The 20,993-nt window shown below is 62.5% G+C and carries 24 protein-coding genes and 1 tRNA gene; 15 read left to right on the forward strand and 10 right to left on the reverse strand.

The window, feature by feature from the left end:
* Positions 1-108: 108 nt before the first annotated feature.
* A complete protein-coding gene (locus tag ACS3WA_RS04860; protein WP_438277439.1) occupies positions 109-666 on the reverse strand; it encodes a PAS domain-containing protein in 558 nt (185 codons plus the stop codon).
* 560 nt (positions 667-1,226) lie between these two features.
* Between ACS3WA_RS04860 and ACS3WA_RS04865 the strand changes: the two genes are divergently transcribed.
* The 3 genes from ACS3WA_RS04865 to ACS3WA_RS04875 all read left to right on the forward strand — a co-directional run bounded on the left by ACS3WA_RS04865 (position 1,227) and on the right by ACS3WA_RS04875 (position 3,147).
* The gene (locus ACS3WA_RS04865) at positions 1,227-1,607 is read left to right on the forward strand and encodes a hypothetical protein (protein ID WP_438277440.1); all 381 of its coding nucleotides are present in this window, start codon (positions 1,227-1,229) and stop codon (positions 1,605-1,607) included.
* A 113-nt stretch (positions 1,608-1,720) separates the two neighbouring features.
* Complete coding sequence (locus tag ACS3WA_RS04870) at positions 1,721-2,521, forward strand: rhomboid family intramembrane serine protease (RefSeq protein WP_438277441.1); 801 nt, start codon at positions 1,721-1,723, stop codon at positions 2,519-2,521.
* A gap of 197 nt (positions 2,522-2,718) precedes the next feature.
* Complete coding sequence (locus tag ACS3WA_RS04875; protein ID WP_438277442.1) at positions 2,719-3,147, forward strand: CBS domain-containing protein; 429 nt, start codon at positions 2,719-2,721, stop codon at positions 3,145-3,147.
* 12 nt (positions 3,148-3,159) lie between these two features.
* Here ACS3WA_RS04875 and ACS3WA_RS04880 read toward each other — a convergent pair whose 3' ends face one another.
* The gene (locus ACS3WA_RS04880; protein WP_438277701.1) at positions 3,160-4,191 is read right to left on the reverse strand and encodes a patatin-like phospholipase family protein; all 1,032 of its coding nucleotides are present in this window, start codon (positions 4,189-4,191) and stop codon (positions 3,160-3,162) included.
* Between the two features lie 206 nt (positions 4,192-4,397).
* Between ACS3WA_RS04880 and ACS3WA_RS04885 the strand changes: the two genes are divergently transcribed.
* Positions 4,398-5,438, forward strand: a complete 1,041-nt coding sequence (locus ACS3WA_RS04885; RefSeq protein ID WP_438277443.1) for a hypothetical protein — start codon at positions 4,398-4,400, stop codon at positions 5,436-5,438.
* Positions 5,439-5,465: 27 nt separating this feature from the next.
* On the opposite strand, the gene yidD is transcribed toward ACS3WA_RS04885, so the two are convergent.
* A complete protein-coding gene (gene yidD / locus ACS3WA_RS04890) occupies positions 5,466-5,837 on the reverse strand; it encodes a membrane protein insertion efficiency factor YidD (protein WP_438277444.1) in 372 nt (123 codons plus the stop codon).
* Positions 5,838-6,065: 228 nt separating this feature from the next.
* On the opposite strand from yidD, the gene ACS3WA_RS04895 reads away from it, so the two are divergent.
* Positions 6,066-6,989 (forward strand): hypothetical protein, encoded by a 924-nt coding sequence (locus ACS3WA_RS04895; protein WP_438277445.1) that lies wholly within the window; start codon positions 6,066-6,068, stop codon positions 6,987-6,989.
* Positions 6,990-7,019: 30 nt separating this feature from the next.
* Here ACS3WA_RS04895 and ACS3WA_RS04900 read toward each other — a convergent pair whose 3' ends face one another.
* Positions 7,020-7,475, reverse strand: coding sequence for an iron-sulfur cluster assembly scaffold protein (locus tag ACS3WA_RS04900; protein ID WP_438277446.1), 456 nt, complete (start codon positions 7,473-7,475; stop codon positions 7,020-7,022).
* A gap of 247 nt (positions 7,476-7,722) precedes the next feature.
* Here ACS3WA_RS04900 and folE point away from each other — a divergent pair, with 247 nt between their 5' ends.
* From folE to ACS3WA_RS04920, 4 genes are all read left to right on the forward strand, one after another.
* Positions 7,723-8,427 carry a GTP cyclohydrolase I FolE gene (gene folE, locus ACS3WA_RS04905; protein ID WP_438277447.1) on the forward strand — a complete coding sequence of 235 codons (705 nt, stop codon included), beginning with the start codon at positions 7,723-7,725 and terminating at the stop codon, positions 8,425-8,427.
* A gap of 104 nt (positions 8,428-8,531) precedes the next feature.
* Complete coding sequence (hisI, locus tag ACS3WA_RS04910; protein ID WP_438277448.1) at positions 8,532-8,972, forward strand: phosphoribosyl-AMP cyclohydrolase; 441 nt, start codon at positions 8,532-8,534, stop codon at positions 8,970-8,972.
* A 295-nt stretch (positions 8,973-9,267) separates the two neighbouring features.
* Positions 9,268-10,284 carry a transglycosylase SLT domain-containing protein gene (locus ACS3WA_RS04915; RefSeq protein ID WP_438277449.1) on the forward strand — a complete coding sequence of 339 codons (1,017 nt, stop codon included), beginning with the start codon at positions 9,268-9,270 and terminating at the stop codon, positions 10,282-10,284.
* 275 nt (positions 10,285-10,559) lie between these two features.
* Positions 10,560-12,143, forward strand: a complete 1,584-nt coding sequence (locus tag ACS3WA_RS04920; protein ID WP_438277450.1) for a DUF2336 domain-containing protein — start codon at positions 10,560-10,562, stop codon at positions 12,141-12,143.
* Positions 12,144-12,391: 248 nt separating this feature from the next.
* On the opposite strand, the gene ACS3WA_RS04925 is transcribed toward ACS3WA_RS04920, so the two are convergent.
* The 3 genes from ACS3WA_RS04925 to ACS3WA_RS04935 all read right to left on the reverse strand — a co-directional run bounded on the left by ACS3WA_RS04925 (position 12,392) and on the right by ACS3WA_RS04935 (position 14,628).
* Positions 12,392-12,970, reverse strand: a complete 579-nt coding sequence (locus ACS3WA_RS04925; protein ID WP_438277451.1) for an Hpt domain-containing protein — start codon at positions 12,968-12,970, stop codon at positions 12,392-12,394.
* Between the two features lie 112 nt (positions 12,971-13,082).
* On the reverse strand, positions 13,083-13,628 hold the full coding sequence (locus ACS3WA_RS04930; protein WP_438275944.1) for a response regulator: 546 nt from the start codon (positions 13,626-13,628) through the stop codon (positions 13,083-13,085).
* A gap of 220 nt (positions 13,629-13,848) precedes the next feature.
* Positions 13,849-14,628: an NAD kinase gene (locus ACS3WA_RS04935; RefSeq protein ID WP_438277452.1), complete on the reverse strand. Its 780-nt coding sequence runs from the start codon at positions 14,626-14,628 to the stop codon at positions 13,849-13,851.
* Positions 14,629-14,946: 318 nt separating this feature from the next.
* On the opposite strand from ACS3WA_RS04935, the gene ACS3WA_RS04940 reads away from it, so the two are divergent.
* From ACS3WA_RS04940 to ACS3WA_RS04950, 3 genes are all read left to right on the forward strand, one after another.
* Positions 14,947-15,174 (forward strand): His-rich protein BRANT, encoded by a 228-nt coding sequence (locus ACS3WA_RS04940; RefSeq protein WP_438277453.1) that lies wholly within the window; start codon positions 14,947-14,949, stop codon positions 15,172-15,174.
* 162 nt (positions 15,175-15,336) lie between these two features.
* Positions 15,337-15,777 (forward strand): hypothetical protein, encoded by a 441-nt coding sequence (locus tag ACS3WA_RS04945; protein WP_438277454.1) that lies wholly within the window; start codon positions 15,337-15,339, stop codon positions 15,775-15,777.
* 269 nt (positions 15,778-16,046) lie between these two features.
* Entirely contained in the window at positions 16,047-16,763 is a 717-nt protein-coding gene (locus tag ACS3WA_RS04950) for an outer membrane protein (RefSeq protein ID WP_438277455.1), read from the forward strand.
* A 165-nt stretch (positions 16,764-16,928) separates the two neighbouring features.
* Here ACS3WA_RS04950 and ACS3WA_RS04955 read toward each other — a convergent pair whose 3' ends face one another.
* The 3 genes from ACS3WA_RS04955 to ACS3WA_RS04965 all read right to left on the reverse strand — a co-directional run bounded on the left by ACS3WA_RS04955 (position 16,929) and on the right by ACS3WA_RS04965 (position 18,521).
* Entirely contained in the window at positions 16,929-17,603 is a 675-nt protein-coding gene (locus ACS3WA_RS04955) for a hypothetical protein (protein WP_438277456.1), read from the reverse strand.
* A 194-nt stretch (positions 17,604-17,797) separates the two neighbouring features.
* Positions 17,798-17,983, reverse strand: coding sequence for a hypothetical protein (locus ACS3WA_RS04960; protein ID WP_438277457.1), 186 nt, complete (start codon positions 17,981-17,983; stop codon positions 17,798-17,800).
* Between the two features lie 256 nt (positions 17,984-18,239).
* Positions 18,240-18,521 carry a FecR/PupR family sigma factor regulator gene (locus ACS3WA_RS04965; protein WP_438277458.1) on the reverse strand — a complete coding sequence of 94 codons (282 nt, stop codon included), beginning with the start codon at positions 18,519-18,521 and terminating at the stop codon, positions 18,240-18,242.
* A 240-nt stretch (positions 18,522-18,761) separates the two neighbouring features.
* Here ACS3WA_RS04965 and ACS3WA_RS04970 point away from each other — a divergent pair.
* From ACS3WA_RS04970 to nusG, 3 genes are all read left to right on the forward strand, one after another.
* Positions 18,762-18,837, forward strand: a tRNA-Trp gene (locus ACS3WA_RS04970).
* Between the two features lie 1,248 nt (positions 18,838-20,085).
* Entirely contained in the window at positions 20,086-20,277 is a 192-nt protein-coding gene (secE, locus tag ACS3WA_RS04975) for a preprotein translocase subunit SecE (RefSeq protein WP_438277459.1), read from the forward strand.
* A gap of 28 nt (positions 20,278-20,305) precedes the next feature.
* The gene (nusG, locus tag ACS3WA_RS04980) at positions 20,306-20,836 is read left to right on the forward strand and encodes a transcription termination/antitermination protein NusG (protein ID WP_438277460.1); all 531 of its coding nucleotides are present in this window, start codon (positions 20,306-20,308) and stop codon (positions 20,834-20,836) included.
* The last annotated feature ends 157 nt before the right edge of the window (positions 20,837-20,993 follow it).

Raw genomic sequence — 20,993 nt, forward strand, 5'->3', positions numbered from 1 at the left:
CTCGCACGGTTCGAGCAGCGGTAACCAAATCCCTTTTCTACCCGGAGAACCCTAACGCAAGTATAATAATACCCCGCCAGCCCAGTACAACCGTGGATCGGCCTGGGGTCAGCGCAATCCTTCGTAGACCATGAAGCCGCGTGCGATCGCGAGCTTCTTCAGCGCGCGGGGGATGAAGCGCTGCGGGGGATGGTTCATGTAACGCCACGAGGTGAGGGCGAACTCGCCGAGCGGCTGCCCGTTGTGCTGCATCGGCGCCAAGAGTCCAGTCATGCTGATCGGCGCATGGGTGCGATTACTGAAGGGAAGCAGCAGCAGTTCGAGGTGCGCGATCGATCCGTCCCGTGCGGTTGCGGTCACGCCGGCAACGGCGGCGAGAAGTTCTTCGGATACGACGCCGAGCATATCGGTGATCTCGGCGCGGCTTGCAGCGCCAAACAGGGCGGCAAAGTCCTCTCCCTTGAGGTCGCGATCGAGCAGGGCGCAGACCCGCGTTCCCGCGACACGGAACGGATAGCCGAGCTTCGGTTCGCAGGAGAGCACGAAGACGTCTCCGAGCAGTTCGCGGATCGCGGCCGGCTCAATCTCGCGCCGGTCAGGAGCGCGTTCGCCGTCACGCTTTTCGTCCCAATAGGCGTAGAAAGCCCGGTTCGATGGGTGCTTCATGGCTTAACCGTCCTGACGCAGCGCGAAGTGGACATCTCTGTCCGGTTTCAGGGCACTGCTGCTCCGTTTCTGTTGTGCAGGAGGGGTGTTGCAGCGTCCATGCCGCAGGCGGTTCCGGACGGGGTCAACGCGCGCCTTTGTGCCGTTAACGTTAAATTAACTATCGGCGTGGGGAGACTTCGAAATCGGGTATGATCCGATTACTGGGTCTCCCGCCGTTTTTTCTCCAGGTTGCGGCAGGGACCCGTCGAACAGCGCCGGTCTTTGCGGGTGGTATTTCCGGATTTCGGCCTTACCGAAATTCGTCCGGCAAAAATCCGCCCTCGAAAAGGTCGAGACGTAAGGGAGGGTTTCTCAGACCCTCCCTTTTTCTTTTGGTCCACGCGGTAGACGGCTGCGGGCTGCGTCATCGCCGTCGCCAAGATCGACAGCAAGGGCAGGATTGAGGTATTGGTGGCGCGATCCGGCACCGATGCCGGCCGAAATGGTAATGGCATGAGACGGATAGAGCACAATTCGGCGATTATCCCGTACTCGATGATGGCAGAGGCAAACGCTGGATGAGACAGGCGGGGAAAGTCTTGCGCTTTTGGATGTCCGTTCTCGGGGTTATGATCGGTCTTCAATCGGCCTGTTTCGCGGCCGGTTCCGATGGTTCGGCGAGTCCGGATCCGGCCGTTCAAGAAGAACGATCGGCCGTTCCGAGCAAGGACGCCGCTCCGGCTTCCGAGCCCGGCGACCGACCCGCCGCTCAGGCGAACGAGGCCGCCACGGAGAAGGAAGAGGTCCCTCCGGTGAGGGAAAGAGACAGGGATCACAGCGCCCGAAGTCTGCAGGAAATGTTCATCCTGTTCTTGAAAGGCGCGGCGGCCCTGACCGCCTTGGTGCTCTTCTATAAAGGGCTCAAACGCGTTTTCGGCCCCAAGCAACAGAGCGAGTGATGTTGCAGCACCGTCTGACGGTATCTTTCGTCAGTCTTATTATATCGTTTGCCTGCTCCGCCCGAGCCGCCGGTTGCGGCCCATCGCCCGCTTGAGCCGTCAGGTCGCAGCCCTTGGACTCTCCGCCAGACCTTCCCTCAGATATCCCGCCGGAACCGCGGCGTGAGCCTATTCTGACCCTGCCGGGAGCGCTGACCGCCTATATCGGCCTGCTTGCGATCGTTCATGTCGTGTGGTCGGCGCTTCCGCCCGAACTGGAATACTGGACCATCGAGGCGTTCGGCTTTATCCCCAAGCGATACGATTCCAGTCTCTTGCCGACGGCATTCCCGGGAGGAAGCGGCGCCAAGATCTGGACCTTCGCGACCTATTCGCTGCTGCACGCCAACCTCAGTCACATCGGCTTCAACGTGCTGTGGCTGCTCCCGTTCGGCAGCGCGGTGGCGCGTCGTTTCGGCGGCCTCAGGTTTTTTCTTTTCATGGCGGTGACTGCCGTCGCCGGCGCGATCGCACATCTTTTGACCCACGAGCACAGCATCGCGCCGATGATCGGTGCATCGGCGTCGGTGTCAGGCGCGATGGCGGCGGCGATCCGCTTCGCCTTCGTGCGCGGCAGTTTCCTGTCGTTCCGCAGCGACGATGCCGCCGCCGCGGCCCAGGTGCCGGCGCTGTCGCTGATGCGCGCGCTGCAAAATCCGCGCGTGCTGGCGTTTCTGGCGATCTGGTTCGGCATCAACATCATCTTCGGGATGGGATCGGTCGCAATCGGCGCCGAGCCGGGCTCCGTCGCCTGGCAGGCCCATATCGGAGGCTTTCTGGCGGGCCTCGTGCTGTTTTCGCTGTTCGATCCGGTGCCTCGTCCGCCGCGCGATGCGGCGAGTGAGCCGTCCGGCGGAGCGGATCGGGTCCCGTAACGCGCGCTTGCGACTAACAGCGTGCTTGCGGCGCTGATCGATTTCATCCATCATCGCTGTCTATTCAGGCGAAGTGAAATTCGTTTCGCGTGAAGAAAACGTTTCGCCGTTTCGCGCGCGAAAAATAGAAATTCGACTGTCGCCTGACCAACGATCGCGCATTGATGCCGCGCGATCCTCCTCCGCGGGAGGCGACAATGACAGTAAGTGCCATTCTCAGCGCCAAGGGTCACCAGGTCGTGAGCGTCGAGCCTGACGTCAAGCTCGCGGCTGCGGTGAAGATTCTGTCGGACCAGCAGATCGGTTCCGTCCTCGTCATGACGGGAGGGCGCATCGACGGCATCCTGTCCGAGCGTGACGTCGTTCATGCGCTCCACGCGCGCGGAGCAGGTGCGCTCGACCAACCGGTCAGTGCCGCCATGACCCGCAAGGTGGTCAGTTGCCGGTTGTCGGATACGGTCTCCCACCTCATGGAAGTCATGACGGCGGAAAAATTCCGGCATCTGCCGGTGGTGGAGGACGACAGGCTGGTCGGTCTGGTGTCGATCGGAGACGTCGTCAAGCTGCGCGTTCAGGAATTCGAAGTCGAGCAGGAGGCGCTGCGCGACTACATCAAGACCGCCTGAGCACGCGCAATATCAGATGTCGGCGCCTGCATCCGCCTCGGGGCTCGGAGACGGCGGGGCCAGAGTCTCGATCGCCTCGACGATCGCTTCGATGGCACGATCCGCCGCGCGGGTGCCGTGCGCGATCAGATCGTTGGCGCGATGGAAATCGAACCATCCGATCTGGCCGACCCGCGGCTGGATCAACAGGTCCGGTGGATCGCCGGCGAGCCGCGCGCGGGTGATGCGGTCCTGCATGATGTTGAACGCGTCGGTCATGACCGTCATGACGCCGGGGCGGCCGCCGCCCCCGAACAGTTCGCGCTTGACCGTTCGCTCGGCGGAAAAGAACTTGCCGAAGCCGCGTTTTGGCGGAACAGCTTCGACGATATTCTCCCGCGCCTCGGTCTTCGCACCGTGAGAGAAGATCGTGATGCTGTGACCGAAGACGTCGTTGGAAAGGTTGGCGGCGATCACGATCTCGGCGCCCAGCGCGCGGGCAGTCGAGACGGGCACCGGATTGACCAGCGCGCCATCGACCAGCCAGCGATCGCCCACCAGCATCGGCGCGAAGATTCCGGGCAGCGCATAGGATGCGCGCATCGCATCGACCAGCCGGCCGTGCGTGAGCCATATTTCATGACCGGTACGGACTTCAGTGGCGACGCTTGCAAACTTGAGGGGCAGTTCCTCGATCCGGATCTGGCCAAGCGACGCCTCGAGCCGGGCCGTCAGCTTGGTGCCGCCGATCAGTCCGGAGCCGTTCAGCCGGATGTCGAGATAGCTGAAGATATTCCGGGGCTGCAGGCTGCGCGCCCATTCCTCCAGCGTGTCGAGGCGACCGGCGGCATAGGCGCCGCCGACCACGGCTCCGATCGAGGTGCCGACAATGACGTCGGGCTCGATGCCATGCGCCATCAAGGATCGCAGGATACCGATATGGGCGAAGCCGCGCGCGGCGCCGCCGCCGAGAGCGAGCCCGATTATCGGCCGCTTGATGCTGTCCAATCCTGCCTTCGGGCCACCCGACCCGTTCCGGTCGTGGCCTTTCGGACCCTCAAGCACAGCGGGATTTTCAGACCGCGACATCGGTTTTTCCGTTCCTCCGGGCCGCGGTGAACGCACGAAAGACATGCCCGTGTCGAAGAAATTATCACCGGATGAGGACGTTTCAACCGGGAGGTCGGGTTTTATGCATTCCACAGCGGGATGCAGTCATGAGTGAATGGTGAGGCTTGAATTTGCCGTGTTTTCCGGGAAAAACCGGCGCCATGATCTTCGGGGGCAATCATCGATTCATGTCGGGCTGGCGCGCGTGGCCTTTGCTCGTCGCGCTCCTTGTGACATTTCCGCACGCAGCCTCCGCGCAACTCTTCGGCGAACGGCCGCCTCCGGTACCGCCGGCTCCCGTTCCCGAAGCGCCGTCGGGGCCTGCGATCAGCCTGGCGCCGTCTTCCGGCCCGGCTTCCATGCCGAATCTGCCGACGCCGTTGACCCAGGCACCGGCCGCCGCCGTGCCGCTGACAACCCCGCTGCCCAGCCTCCCCGCTCCGGCGCAGGGGGTTCTGTCGCTGACGGCGCGCTACGGCAAGGATCTGCCGGTCATCAACAGCGGACTTGTCTGGCGGGTCTATACCGATCGACCCGATGAGACCGGCGCATTCAAGCTGATGCGCGAGGACCACGGCGCGACTCCCAACATCGTGCTGCCTCCCGGCAGCTATGTGGTGTACGTTTCGCTGGGGTTGGTCAGCGCGGTGCGTCCCGTGACGCTGAAACCGGACACCGACCGGGAATCGTTCGTGTTGCCGGCGGGCGGGCTGCGGATCGAGGGCCGCGTCGGCACGTCGATGATTCCGCCGAACCAGATTTCCTTCAGCATCTACAAGGGTAGCCAGTTCGAAGGCACCGAGCGCGCGCCGCTGGTTCCTAATGCCACCGCGGGCGACGTGCTGATCCTGCCGGAGGGCACCTATTACATCGTCTCCAACTACGGCGATGCCAACTCGGTGGTGCGATCGGACATCCGCGTGCAGGCGTCGAAGCTGACCGACGTGACGATCTCGCATCGTGCTGCGGTCATTACCTTGAAGCTCGTCAGCGACAAGGGAGGTGAGGCGCTCGCCAATACCGCATGGTCGGTGCTGACACCCGGCGGCGACGTCATTAAGGAATCGATCGGCGCGTTTCCTCGGGTGATCCTCGCCGAGGGCGAGTATCGCGTGATCGCCAAGAACGAAGGCAAGGTCTTCGAGCGTGGCTTCGAGGTCGTCAACGGCGTCGACGGCGAGGTCGAGGTCGTCGCGCGTTAAGGCGTCCCGATCGGAAGCGAAATTGCTCTAACCGGAAATTCCGCCGTCGATATTTTCCGCATCGTTCACGCCGCGCCAGCGTCCGTAACGCCATGGCAGATACCAGGCGGCGCCGGGCGGTTTCGCTGCCGGAACGTTGTCGATCCCCGAAGTCCCCCAGGGATGACAACGCAACAGCCGCGCCAGCGTCATCCAGCCGCCAGCCCATAATCCGAAACGCTCGATCGCTTCGTCGCCGTAAGCCGAGCACGTCGGCAGGTGCCGGCAGTTGAAACCCACGAGCGGCGACAACGTATGGCGATAAATCCAGATCAGCGTCCGGCCGGTGTTGCGGGGCAGCCGCAGGGCGGCTCTCGCACAATCCGGACAGGGTCTGGAACTCGGCAGTATCGGCTTCATGACTTTGCAGGGTTCCTCACAAGGAACCATCAACTTGGCAATTTCGCCACGGTGCCAAGATATCGCATATTCTTCCTGCTACACGTAGCAAAGGTTGTATGGACGCTGACGCATGGCGCAGCTAGTTTTTCGAGTGGCCCGATGCCAGAATCACCCGCGCGAACTTTGGCGCGAGCATCGGGCGGTGCATTGGAATCGGGGAAGATCGGGGCACGGGGAAGAACCGAATTGAGGCGCGCGGAATCATCTGGGGTCTGCCGACGGGCGCTGCTGTGCGTCGCGTTTTTATGTTTCGCCTTGCCCGGTCTGGCGGCGCCGCTCGATAATCCGGCTTCACCTGGCGTAACGGTCGAAGCCCGCAAGCAGCCGATGCGGTTCACCTTGATGGCCTGCGAGCCGCACTGCCGGGACTGGATTAGCGCGGTCGGCATCGTCACCGCCGAAACCCCGAAAGCCTTCGACGATTTCAGCGCCGGACGCGACGTCGCCGGCATGACTGTTGTGCTGGACTCCGGCGGCGGCTCGGTCAACGACGCCATCGCATTGGGACGACGCTGGCGTGACCTCGGCTTGCGCACGACGGTCGGGACCAGCGTGGTCGCCAAGACCGTCGCCGGCGATCGCGCCGCGGTGCTGCCGGACGCCTATTGCGAGTCCATGTGCGCGTTCATGTTGTTGTCGGGCAAAGCCCGCTATGTGCCTGACGGCGCGCATGTTCGTGTCCATCAGATCTGGATGGGCGATCGCGCCGACGATGCCAGGGCCGCCAGTTATTCCGCCGACGATCTGATGATCGTGGAGCGCGATATCGGCCGTCTCGCCAAATACACCTTCGACATGGGGGGCGGCGGCGATCTGCTTTATCTCGCGCTCAGCATTCCTCCGTGGGAGAAACTCCACGAGTTGTCGGGAGCGGAATTGCGTTCGACCAATCTGGTCACGACGGACAACGTCGCGGATGTGTTGCCGGGCGGGGGGACCACGGATGCCCCCGTTGCCGGTCTTGTCACGAAACCGGTGCAGGATCGCTTTCCGGCAAGCGTTGCGAATGCGGCTGCTGCCGGGACGATCGTCAGCAAACAGACCAAGACCGCCGAAGCGGTTCCGACCGGCGGTGTAGCGGTGGCGGCTCCGCCAGCTCAGAATCCGTAAGAGTGTTCAGGCGGAATGGCCTGATCTGTTTCAGTTTTGCGCAGGAGTGAGCGCGGCCGATCTGGCCTCGATCTGACCGATGGCGTCGACCACGGCGTCGAACGTCAGCATGGTGGATGCGTGGCGCGCCTTGTAGTCGCGCACCGGTTCGAGCAGCGCGATGTCGGCCCATTTGCCTTGCGGAGGCGCGCCGTTTTCCTTCAGCATCCTGCGCACGGTCTCGCGCAGTTCGCGCAACTCCGTGGCGGTCGACCCGACCACATGGCGAGCCATGATCGAAGAGGAAGCCTGGCCGAGTGCGCAGGCCTTCACGTCGTGGGCGAAGTCGGTGACGACGGGGCCATCCATCTTGAGATCGATCCTGACGGTGGACCCGCACAGCTTCGAGTGGGCGGTGGCGCTGGCGTCCGGCGCCGGAAGTCGGCCCAGGCGGGGAATATTACCGGCCAGTTCGATGATGCTCTTGTTATAGACGTCGTTCAGCATCAGATTCCAAAACGTTGAATTCGCTATCGAGGCGGGCGCCGCTCTTGGCGGCGGGAACCTCGGGGCCTATATATGTATCCAATGCCGGGAAACGCAATCCGGCGATTTTCCGTCGCACCCGGATTGAAGTTCAATTCGAGCGTTGCAATGTTCAATATCAAGGGACTCAGGCGTCCGGTAGCCCAACGCTGCCCCGTCTGCCCGGTGACACTCCGGTCTCAAGCGAGGCCGGTCGAACGGAGTAAAGATGGACGCTTTGATCAAGCCGCTGCGCGGCGTCAAACCTGTTGAAGCCAAATCCAACAATGCCAAGCCTGCCGGGTTCGCTCCCGCTGAACTGGATCCGTCGGAGTTTATGGCGGCGGCCGTTCAGCCGGACCGCTCGCGTCCGTCGCGGCACGAGGCGGAGTATGCGGTCAGGACCCTTTTGTCCTATATCGGCGAGAATCCCGACCGGGAGGGGCTGCTCGATACTCCGCGCCGCGTGGTCGAGGCTTATGACGAGATCTATCAGGGCTATCATCAGTGCCCGGCCGAGGTGCTGAACCGCACCTTTGGCGAGACCGCCGGCTACGACGATTTCGTGCTGGTCCGCGACATCGCGTTCACCTCGCAGTGCGAGCATCACATGATGCCGTTCTATGGCAAGGCGCATATCGCCTATACGCCGGTCGAGCGCGTGGTCGGGCTGTCCAAGCTCGCGCGCCTGACCGACATCTTCGCCCGGCGTCTCCAGACCCAGGAGCACATGACCGCGCAGATCGCCGCCGCCGTCGACGAGGTGCTCAAGCCGCGCGGCGTCGCCGTGATGATCGAAGCGGAGCACACCTGCATGTCGGTGCGCGGCGTCGCCAAGCATGGTGCGATGACCTTCACCAGCCGCTTCACCGGCGTGTTCCGCGACAATCCGGCGGAGCAGGCGCGCTTCCTGTCGATGGTGCGAGGCGGCTGACGCCAGAGATTTTCCTGCTTCTGACGAAATCAGAAGCGGGACTCAGCGTTGCGAACAGCCACATCGCGCCGTCAACCCTCGAGGGTTTTGCTGAGAGATTTCCAGTGTCTCAATCGACATCTTCAGCCGAAGTCGCGCGCGAGGAGGACCTCACGTTCCGGCCTCGCTTCGATTCGTCGGGCCTCGTCACGTGCGTCGCGACCGATGCCGCGACCGGCGACGTGCTGATGGTCGCGCATATGAACGAGGAGGCGCTGCGGCGGACCGTCGAGACCGGCGACGCCTGGTATTACAGCCGTTCGCGCAAGGCGTTATGGCGAAAGGGCGAGAGTTCGGGTCAGGTCCAGCGGGTGGTCGAGATGCGAACGGACTGCGATCAGGACGCGGTCTGGATCAAGGTCGAGCAGCGCGGCGCCGCCTGCCATACCGGACGGCGCTCGTGTTTCTACCGGACGGTGACCAAAGGCGAGGGCGGCGAAGCGCGCGTGAGGTTTGTCGATGCCGACAGGCTGTTCGATCCCGCCGAGGTCTATAAGAAGTCCTGAGGGGCGCGAGACTCCATTTTAGAGCACGATGAGATTTGATCGAATCGTCCCGGCTTTATGCCGGGCATCCACGTCTTGAAACGGGAGCCGGATCAAAGACGTGGATGGCCGGGACAAGCCCGGCCATGACGCGTTGAACACTTCACCTAGTCCGTTAACGCACCGTTAACCACAATCTTCCACCTTGCTCCGCAGTGAAAGCCGTCCGCTGCCGGTGGGAGCCGGCATCGACGGCGGGTTTGCCGAGATCGCGTTGAAATGCGAGCGGTCGTTTCGCGGGGAGCGAGAGACCACCATGACCGTCGATGCCGCCAACGCCGCCAGCGATCCGTCGCGCGCCGGATTGACCGGCCTTTTCAACGGGATCGCGACCGCCATCCGCAAGGCGGCCGACGTCACCGGCGCGAGCTTCGAATACCTGCTCGCAACCGCCAAGATGGAATCCAATTTCAATCCACAAGCCGCCGCGCCTACCTCGTCCGCCAAGGGTCTCTTCCAGTTCATCGATCAGACCTGGCTTGGCACGGTGAAGGAGGCGGGACCCGCGCTCGGCTACAACGGCTACGCCGACGCCATCACCAAATCCCCGTCGGGCAGCTACTCCGTCAGCGACCCCGCCACGCGCGCCGCGATCCTCAAGCTGCGCGACGATCCGGCCATCGCCTCCGCCATGGCCGGCGTGCTGACGCAATCCAACAGCTTCAAGCTGACCGGCCTGATCGGCCGCCGTCCGACCGACAGCGAACTTTATATGGCGCATTTCATGGGTGTCGGTGGAGCTGCGAAGCTGATCGCGAATGCGCAGGACAATCCGCAAGCATCGGGCGCGCGGCTGTTTCCGAATGCCGCCGCTGCCAACCGTCCGATTTTCTATGAGCCCGATGGTCGCGCGCGCAGCGTGTCGGAAGTCTATGCCGATCTGGACCGGCGCTATGCGGTTGCCGCCAACTCGCCCGCGACCCGTACGGCAATGGCCTCGCTCGGCATCACCGCGCCGGTGGCGGTCGCGTCCGCAGCGCAGTTCTCGTCGTCGTCCGACAACGCGCTTTACCTGTCGCGTCTGCCCGACACGCGCGGCGTCACGCCGCTCGCGGCATCGTCCGCAACAACTGGATCCACCGCGCCCGGCCAGCCGGTATTCCGTTCGCTGTTTCAGGTTGGAGAGCGCACGCAGCCGGTTTCGCCTGCGGTTCAGGAATTGTGGGGCACGCGATCCGTCGCGGCGGGCTCGGAGGCTCAGACCTCATCCGACGCCGGTCCGCGCCAGCCGTTCGATCTGTTCAGCGACCGCAGCGGTGCCTATAGCGGCTAAACAAACACCGGTCGAACTGCTTTGAGCGCCATTGCGAGCGGAAGCGAAGCAATCCAGCTTTTCCTAAGCGGCTCCTGGATTGTTTTCGGCGCCATAAGCCTCGCAAATGACGGCGGCCTGTATAGCCTGCTTTCGCTGCGGCCATCTCCGCGTTAACGAAACGTCAACGAAGGCAACCGGTTATGGTGAACCCTTTGTTAAGCGTCATGGTTTATTTTCTATGACAGTGGCATCGGATCACGGTGTCGTCTCAAGTTGTGTAAGCCGGAAAGACCATGATCGTTCGGCAATTCATCAGTTGGGTGCGCACCGCTCCCGCGGGCGAGCGGGCGGAAGCAACACGAGCGCTGGCTCTCGCCTGGCTCATCTCCGATCTCTCCGAGGACGATCGCGCGGCCGCCGAGGGCGCGCTCCTGATGCAACTCGACGACTCCTCGCCGCTGGTTCGCCAGGCGATGGCGGAGGTCTTTGCGCGCAGCACGACCGCGCCGGCGGCCATCGTCCAGGCGCTGTCGGTCGATCAGCCTTCGGTTTCCATTCCGGTTCTCGAACATTCGCCGCTGCTGATCGATGCGGATCTGGTCGACATCGTCGCGACCGGCAACAACGACGTGCAATGCGCGGTCGCGCGGCGCGCCCGCATTCCGGTATCGGTCTGCGCGGCCATCGCGGAGGTGGGCTCGGCGGCGGCGGCCCTTGAGCTGATCCAAAATCCTGGCGCCAATATCGCGCCGATGTCATGGGACCGCATCGTCGAACGGCACGGCCATCACGCTGCGATCCGGGAATCGATGCTGGCACTTGACGATCTGCCCGCCGCCACGCGGTTCGCGCTGATCGGAAAGCTGTCGGATAGGCTGGCGCAGTTCGTCGTCGCCAAAAACTGGCTCAGTGCCGATCGTGCCGGTCGCGCGGTTGATGATGCGCGCGATCGCTCCATCGTCAACCTCGCAGCTCAAGCCCGAGACGACGATATGCGCGGTCTGGTCGCGCACCTTCGCGCCACCGGGCAACTCAACGCCGGGCTGATCCTGCGCGCGCTGCTGTCGGGCAATCACGAGCTGTTCGACCATGCGCTGGTGGAATTGTCGGGCCTGCCTTTGAACCGCGTCGTCGCACTGGTTCACGATCGCGGCGCCGCGAGCCTTCCCGCACTGCTGACGCGGGCGGGGCTGCCGGAATCCACGTTCCCCGCGTTTCGCGCCGCGCTTGAAGCGCGCGACGAGATCGGCTTCGTCGGAACGGTCGACGGTGCGACGCGGTTGCGCCGCCGCATGGTCGAGCGCGTTCTGACGATGTGCGAAACCGCGCCGACCGAGGTTTCGGAGCCTCTGCTGATCCTGCTGCGGCGTTTCGCAACGGAATCGGCACGCGAGGAGGCGCGCGTGTTCTGCGACGAGCTGGTTGCGGAACGAGCCGCGGAGCCGATGTTTGAGGAGGCTCCAGTTTGCGAGGCGGAGGTATCCGAACCCGAATGGTATGAGCCGGATTTCCGCGAAGAGTACTGCCAACCTGTGTCCGACAGGCCGCGCTTCTTCGATCGCTTCAGGTTCAAGGCTCGGCCCGCCGATCGTGAGCCGGATGAATCCGTGTTTGACGAGGCGGAGTCTCACGAAGCGTGGTCTTACCAAATGGAGTTCTGCGAGGCAGATCCTTACGATGCAGAACCTTGCGAAGCCGAGCTTTACGAGATGGAGCCTTGCGCGGGTATGTCTTGCGAACCCGGGCGCGTCGAACCAAGGTTTGATGAGCCGACGCCGTGCGAGTCCGCGTCCTGGGAGCCGAGGTTCGAAGAGCCCGTGATGTCACCGCGAGCCCGCAGCGAGCCGTTGCTCAGCGATCTGCTCGCGGCTGCGTAACGAAATCATCGTCGTCCTGCGGACATTGGGACCTGCCCGTCGTGATTTCGGCGACGGAATACCAGCGATCACTTGGCGTTTTCGACGAAGCATGTCCTCGGGCTTGACCCGGGGATGGAGACGGGTTCGCGAAGCCACGCGTCCAAATCAAAAAAGGCAGAGTCTTTCACCGTTTCACGGAAACGGGGAAAGATGACCAGCGAAATTTGACGAATATGGATTCCCGCGTCCGCAGGGACGACCGGATGCTATTCCACCGGCGCGATGCTTGGCGCGAGGATGGCTTCGAGGTGCTCGGGCCGGTCGCGGTTGACGGCGGCGAGATATTCGTCGGCCACGAGGCGGAGTTTGCGATTGATCTCCTGTGCCATGGCCTCGGTGCCGGGGCTGGTGTGCTCGCGCACGATCGCCTGGATCGCGTTGATGTGATAGGCGATCAGTTCCGCAGGCACGCGCTCGAGGGCGGGCGAATGCTCGATGATGCGGCAGAGGCTTTCGGCTCCGGCGGCGGCGAAGGGATAGCCGAAGGTCGCGGCATCACCCTTGATGTCGTGCGCGGCGCGAAACAGTTCGTCACGCGTGGCCGGGGTGAATCCGTCCTTGACGATGGCCGCGTGAGCGGCGGTAAGGCGGTCTCGCTCGATCGCCATCCAACTGGAGAATTCGTTGGACAATGCCGCAAGCGCCTTCTCGGCGCGTGCGACCGGATCCTCGAAAGTCTTTTCGTCGACAAGACGCACCACTTTGCGCAGCCGATTGGGCGGCGTGATGACGTGATGGTCGGCGAACGCCTCGACCTTCAGCTCTGGAGAATCTTCCTTCTGCATGGCGCTGCTCGCTGGAGCATGATCCCGAAAAGTGGAAACCGGTTTTCGGATAAGATCATGCTCGATCAAAAAGATAGGGTTGGAGCCTAATTCAATGCAGTTGAATCAGGCTCTAACCCGGGGTCCGGGCTTTATCCAGAAGCGATGGATGTGGAATGACTTCGGGCTCCTTGGTGCCGCGGCGCTCCGGGCCGATATAGGCGTTGCTGGTGTTGCGCCGGCGGTCGGGACCGAAATAGTTCTTGGTCTTGATGAAGGGCCGCGGCGAGACCACGACGTTGAGGATCCGCTGATAGAGACCCTTGGCCGAAATCGGCTTCGCCAGGAATTCGGTGACGCCCGCATCGCGCGCAACGGTGACGCGCCGCTTCTCCGAATGTCCGGTCAGCATGATGATCGGCGCGAACGGATTTCCTTTCGATTCCGGCTGACGGATCATCTGCGCAAGCTCGATGCCGTCGAAGATCGGCATCGCCCAGTCGGTGATGACAATGTCGGGAACATAATGGGTATACATTTCGAGCGCGGTGGCGCCGTCTTCGGCCTCGTAGACTTCGCGCGCGCCGAACGAATGCAGCAGGGTGCGCAGGATGCGCCGCATGTGCGCATTGTCGTCGCAGACGAGGAATCGCAGCTTGTTGAAGTCGATGCCGTACATGGTGGGATGCGGATCCGGTATACCCACCATTAACTATATGCCGACGCCGTTAACGAATGGTTGCCGGCTTCCTCCGGTCGGGCAGCGACGGCGTTCTTGAGTCCGCTTCTGATGGAATCAGAAGCGGTGGCTCTATGATTTTGATTTGACGCGTTTTCTTGACGCGAACCGGTCTCCATCCCCGGGTGAAGCCCGAGGACATGCTTCGCTCGAAAATGCTCTAATAGCCGAACTGCTCGCGCAGGATCCGTTCCTCCAGGCTATGGCCGGGATCGAACAGCATGCGCATCGCAATCGTCTTGTCGGACAGGATCTCGACGCGGCGGACGTTGCGGGCTTCGTCGTGGTCGGCAACGGCGGCTACGGGGCGCTTTTCCTCTTCGAGCACCTCGATCGCAACGACCGCGGTATCCGGCAGCAGCGCGCCGCGCCAGCGCCGCGGCCGAAACGGGCTGATCGGGGTCAGCGCCAGCAACGCGGCGTTGATCGGCAGGATCGGTCCCTGCGCCGACAGGTTGTAGGCGGTGGAGCCCGCCGGCGTCGCGACCATGACGCCATCGGCGATAAGCTCGGCCATGCGCTCGCGCTCATCGATCAGGATGCGCAGCCGCGCGGCCTGATGGGCCTGACGAAACAGCGACACTTCGTTGATGGCGTGATGGATGTGAACGGCACCGTGGACATCGGTCGCGCGCATCAGGAGCGGGTGGATCACGGTGTCGGTCGCGGCAGCGAGGCGGGCGCGCAGAGCGTCCCGGCTGTATTCGTTCATCAGAAATCCGACGGTCCCCCGGTGCATGCCGTAGATCGGCTTGCCGGACCGCATGTTCCGATGCAGCGTTTGCAGCATCAATCCGTCGCCGCCGAGCGCAACCAGCACATCGGCGTCCGCGGGATCGTGATTGCCGTAAATCGCAACCAGTTCGGTCAGCGCCTGCTGGGCTTCAGGGCTTGCGCCCGCGACAAAGGCGATCCGGTCGTACGGTCGGGGTGAGGTCATGATGTTTCGAAGGCTGGTGTCGTATCCGGCCGCGCCGGTTGTTGAGGTCGCACTTAACCGCGCTTTGCGGTCGCGTGTCGAGGCCCGGGTCTGCCCATGGTTAGCGAAAGGGCAGGGCTCCGGCGGTCGCATTTTCTCTTACGTGCAGATGCCATGCATTCCGTCACCGATATGAGCAAACGTTCATCAAGGTGAACAAAGACCCCCGCCGCGCTTCAGCGCGCGTTCAGCGGCGCGGTCTCATGGTGGGTGTCTGATCGAAGAGCCCGGCCATCCGGACGGCGACCTCGGCGATCCACGCTTCAAGGAGACCAGTCCATGCTCAAGACCCTTTCCGCCGCGCTGCTCGCGGCTTCCGTGCTTGTTGCGCCTGCGATGGCCGGCACCGCCCGCACAAGCCAGGCCCCGGCGGCCAAGACGGTTACCCTCAAATCGAAAGTGCTGAACGCCAACGCCAAGATGGGACATCATCATCGTTCCAAGCGGCACGTCCGTCACCACCACCCCCGTCATCATCATCACGCCCATACCCGCACGCATGGCTGATGACGCCGGAAGCCGATCGCGGCCTGCGGTCATCGTTTTTCGGTGTCCGCAGGCCCGATTTGTTTTCCAGCCTTCATTTGTGTCGATAACTGAATTGCGAATTTCATTTCGTCCCCGAGCAGGCTAGTCATCGGTGAAGTCGAGGAACCTGAAGACGGACCGGTGTTGGGGGCATCTGCAAAATTCCTGGCGATCGCGCTGCTGGCGGGATCGCTCGCGGCCTGCGTGACCGACGGCGGCGACCAAAGCAGCAATCAGGGCGGCATGGTCTATACCGATGATCGCGGCGTGGCCGACCAACCGTTTCCGAAGGACTATCGCGAGCAGGTCCTCGCGTTCCTGAGAACCTACCTCAACAATCCCGTCGGCGTCCGTGACGCCGCAATGGCCGAGCCGGTTCAGCGCACCGTCGGCGGCCGGCTGCGTTACGTGAGTTGCCTGCGCTACAATGCCCGCGAGATCGATGGCAGCTACGGCGGCGTGGTGCAGCGCGCGGCGGTGTATGTCGATGCCCGGCTCGATCGCATGATCGAGAAAGCCGGCGAGATCTGCGCCGGCGTCGCTTACGCGCCGTTTCCCGAACTGGAGAAACTGACGCGCTGAGCAGCGCCGGGTGCGTCGGCTGTTCGTCCAAATCGATCACATTTCGGAGAGCGCGGAACCCCGCGACAGGACGGACGACCTATTTGAACAGTGTGTCGGCTCTGCGACGTGAATCCTGCATCGGAACCGGGTGTTGTTTTCATATCACGGCCGTAAACCATCGGCGTAACGGTGCTGCCGTCTGGCAACCAAATTCGCGCCACGTTGTTTGACGATGGTGATATCCGAACGAACGATGATGGTATCCGACGAAAAGGGGGAACCCCATCATGAAGAAATTCTTGCTCACGGCTGCGGCGGTTGCCGCCTTCGCGGCACCGGCGCTTGCGGCTGATCTTCCGCCGCGACCTTATACCAAGGCGCCGCCGCCCTATACGCCGACACAGGCCGTCTACAACTGGACCGGCTTCTACATCGGCGGTCATCTCGGCGGCGCGTTCGGAGGCGGCGACAGTCTCGGTGGAAACGACGGCCGTTTTCTCGGCGGCGTGCAGGGCGGCGCGGATTATCAGTTCGCGAACAACTGGGTGCTCGGCCTCGAAGCAGAATATAGCTGGCTTGCCAGCGCCAACAGCAGCCTGACATTCCCGGGCGGGAGCATCGTGACCGGCAATGACCGTGGTCTCGGCTCGGTGACCGGCCGGCTCGGCTACGCCTGGGGGCCGGCGCTGCTATACGCCAAGGGCGGTTATGCGTTCCGCGACAGCAAGCTCGGTATCACCGACGCCGCGGGCGTGCCGCAGGATTTCGCAACCACCGGCAATCGGGACAACGGCTACACCGTGGGCGCCGGTCTCGAATACATGTTCGCGCCGAACTGGTCCGCCAAGGTGGAGTATCAGTATTACAATTTCGGCAAGACGACGTTTGCCGCGGGCTCGCCTCCGGATGTCGTCGGAGCGAGCTTTCGTAACGACGAGCATACCGTCAAGGCCGGCGTGAACTATCGCTTCGGCTGGGGCGGACCGGCGGCCCCTCATTATTGAGATGATCGCTGGCGGAGCGACTCAACGCCCGATCGGCAAAGCACATCGAATGACAAAGGCCGGCTTCGCGCCGGCCTTTTCATGATTTCCAGTAACCTCCAGACGCCACAGAGGATCGTCACTCCAAGATTGCCGTCGCAGCGGCGATGGTGGAAATTGCCATTGTCAGCCCCACTTAAACAGTGTTTCTGGCCCAACCGACGGCCCCTCGGTCTTGCCTTTTCGCCAAGCTCGGTAGGCTTCAAGAGCAGGACGTCCCGGGCCGCCCCACCACAATAGTTTTTTCTCGATCCCTCTTGTGACAGGATCTCTTGTCATCTCGATCCAGGCGCGATTGAAGTGCACATCGGGACCGAATGTCTTTTCAAACTGATTAGGCGATACGACGCTCGCGCTTTTCGGATTGTTGAGATCGCGGAAGGTGACGAGCGTCGGCATGAACCTTCCCGTCAACTCGCGACTGCCGCGCAATGTCTCAAGTTTTGCGAGGTTCTTGACCCCGGCAAGGCTGAATTCATTTGGTACCAGTGTTGCGATGCAGCCCTGCGTACCGTCCGGATTACAGGCTAGTAAGGCGACGACATTCCGTCCATTTCCGAGGTCCAGAAACACGGCATCGCCGTGCACGTAAAGGTTCACAGGCGAGAAGATCACGGGCATCGGCCGCATGACAGCCTGAACTTCGATCACGCTTGCGGCTGTCCTGGTTTCACCGCCCACGTCGACCGCAATCGCGAGACGAAAGCGATAAGTATAAGTCGGATAATTTACTTTATACAAAGCGAAGCCGCCGCCGAGCAGCAGCATCAGGACCAGCACGATGGTGCCAAACGTACGCACTTAGAATTCTCCATGCTCGCTCACGTTCGCGTTTTGCCATTGCATCGGCGCGAGCGCATTGAAGATGAGAGGTAACAGTTTGGTCTGAACCGGAGGCGTTGCATCATGAAAACGCTGCCGAGGACCGTCGCGACCGGGCGTTGTCGGTGCTCCGTCGCAATGCCGCCTGATCGCGCCGCTTCCTCGCCTCCGCATCAAATGCGGTCGACCCTTAGAAACAGCGTCCAGATCGCCAGCATCAGAGTAGCAATCGCCAGCCAGTGCGGATGGACACAGAATGTCGCGCCATAATAGCACAGTTGATCGGCGCCGATGCCGTAGTTGCTGGCGCCGTAGAACGCCAGCGTTGCCAGCGCCATCATGGCAGTCACGAATACCATCGGATACTCCCGATGTTGCCGGCGCAGTCGAATTCTCCCTTTGAGGAAATTCGCCGCCGCCTCTGTCTGTCTGGAAAAAATTCTAGAATGGCTCCCGTGAAGCAAGCGTAAATCGATGCCTCGGTTTTTCTGCGAACGGCGCGGTGTACTATTGCCGCCATGGCCGGCGCGTCCCACCACTCAGCAGGTTACGACGGAAGGAACGCGTTCGGACGCGGCGCGGGGCAGGGGATCGGGCAGGGGGATCGACGCCTGTTCACCCATGCAGCAGGACGAGGGCGCCGGCAACCAGCGCCACGCCGAAAATCGCGATGGCCACGATCATCCCGAGGCGGCGGGGTTTGCCGCCCGCCGGGGCATCGCCCGTCCGCCGCTCGGCCGCCTCGTAGGCTGCTTTGTTTTCCGGGTCGTGGTCGAGCCACTCTTCAAAGGCGCGGAATTCGTGCGCGCTTTGGTTGACGTCACGATTTTTCAGGACCCAGGCGGCTGCCTCCTGCTGTCGTTTGCTGCTCGCCTGCGGTGATTGGCTGGTTGTCATCGTGACCTCTGATCGTCCGTTGCGCCCCGTGTCGTGGAGATGTCCTCCTCCGGAAGGCCGCCTACTCAATACCGGGCAGGCGGTCGAGGCAATACGAAGCTTCCGGGCAGCCCATGCCCGGGCGGGATAGCAAGCGGTCCTGCGGTCTTTGACCGCCCGTTGCGCCCGCCTATTCAAAGTAGGCCCGATGCATTTTAGGGCTGACGGAGCGTTTTGCGTTCGCTATAGAGGCACCGCGCTAGGAGTGTAGCTCAATTGGTAGAGCACCGGTCTCCAAAACCGGGGGTCGCAGGTTCGAGCCCTGCCACTCCTGCCAGCCCCCTATATATTTCAATAGGTTGCAGGCAACGCCTTGTTGCTCGTGACCTGCATGGAGAGAAGGCGCATCTGGCGGAGATTGAGCGCCAGCGTAACGAGGCGGCGAGAGTGCAGGCGAAATTCGATGCCGAGACGCTTGCTGCGGCGAAGCGGGCGTGAAGCGAGAACGCAATCCTCAATGAGGTGCCGGCGGCCGCTGACGGCCCGGTGCCGAAGTGCTGCTCGATGCGTGGGAACGCGAGCGCCAGTCGCTTCAAGGCCATTCCTTCGCAAGGAGCCAACCTCGACCAAAAACAGTCGGCAGACCTTGCGAGTCCGAGCGGGGCTGCCAGCACAGTTGCTGGAAGGCCGGCAGCCCCATTGCCGGCGGACACTAAACGCCGGCCTCTAAAGTTATATCTGAGAGAACCGATGCGAGTTATCGTCATTTTGGCGACGCTGCTATGCGCCCTGTTCGCGTCACATGCCAATGCAAGACGTCTTTCGCGTCGCATGCGGAGTATCGCGATGTCTCGAATTCCGAGAGACCTTGCCGATCGGATGGCGGCCCGGCGCCGTCAGTCACAGGCGGATGACGGCTTCGCTCGGGAGACCTTTACCCAGTTCCGAAATCGAGCCCGCCGGACAGCGCGGTAAAAGTTGATCTGCGCCATGAAGACGAAAGGGCGCCATGCTCGGCGGCTTGGTGCAGCAGGTTCGCGGCGCGTTGCCACGGATCTGTATTGCCGATCTTGATTGCCGATCTTGCGGAGCAGGGAGGTCGCATACTCCGTGGCCTCTCCGATGGTCCGACCGTGCACCTGTCAGGCATCGGAACAGGGTCGTCGAAGCGCGGGACCAGTTCATCGCTGACCCATGTTGATGTGACAGGCCTGGATATGCTCCTCCCTGGACTTTCGCGGGTCTTTTTGGCGTGCCAAAAGGGTCGCATCCATTGACATCATAGATGCGATACAACGCCGCCACTCCTGCCAGCACATCCGTTGACATATCCGCGCCTTGCGGCCGTCATCGCAAGCACATTGCCAGGCTGCGGGCGGCCAACCGCGCCCTTGACCTTTCCGGGCCGCGGCAGTAGATAGCGGCACCTGCTGTCGGCCCGATTGACGGATATCCGACGCGGCTTTGAATTTCCCCGGACAGTCGAGCCCGCTCGGCGACTACCCTCAACCGGAGGGGTGGGCGCACGAAAGAGGCTGTCCGGATCTCCGAAACCGGATCGGCAAACGAACGCGGATTATCGACGATGGCTTTCAGCCCGTTCAAATTCCTGCAGGAAGTGCGCACCGAGACCGCGAAGGTCACCTGGCCGTCGCGTCGGGAGACCACGGTCACGACGATCATGGTGTTCCTGATGGTGGCGTTGGCGTCGGTCTTCTTCTTCTTCTCGGATCAGTTAATCCGGTTTTTCATCACGTTCGTCCTGAGCCTTCATTGAAGACACGAACGACTCGCGGAACTGAACCATGAGCATGCGCTGGTACATCGTCCACGCCTATTCGAATTTCGAAAAGAAGGTCTCGGAATCCATCCGCGAGCAGGCCAAGCAGCGCGGGCTCGAGGACCTTTTCGAGCAGGTGCTGGTACCGACCGAGAAGGTCACGGAAGTCCGGCGCGGCCGCAAGGTCGATACCGAGCGCAAGTTTTTCCCCGGTTACGTGCTGGTGAAGATGAACCTCACCGACGAGGCGTTTCATCTCATCAAGAACACGCCGAAAGTCACGGGCTTCCTCGGCGCCGAGCACAAGCCGATGCCGATTTCCGAAGCCGAGGCCATGCGCATCATGCACCAGGTGCAGGAAGGCGTGGAGCGGCCCAAGGCGTCGGTGTCGTTCGAGATCGGCGAGAACGTCCGTGTGGCCGATGGCCCGTTCGCGTCGTTCTCCGGCGTGGTGGAGGAAATCGACGAGGCGCGCTCGCGCGTGAAGGTCGCCGTGTCGATCTTCGGCCGCGCGACGCCGGTGGAACTGGAATTCGGTCAGGTCGAGAAGGTATAGGGCCGTCATGCCCGGGCTTGTCGCGGGCATCTACGACTTCCCTTTCGATCAGACCAGCAAAGACGTGGATGGCCCGGATAAAACCCGGCCATGACGTGCGGAGAATTTTCCGCAAGACCCGTGGAAGGGGGCAGGCGATCGCCAGTCGCGTGCCGGA

Origin of the sequence: Nitrobacter sp. (assembly GCF_051535235.1) — a bacterium.
Classification (GTDB): Bacteria; Pseudomonadota; Alphaproteobacteria; order Rhizobiales; family Xanthobacteraceae; genus Nitrobacter.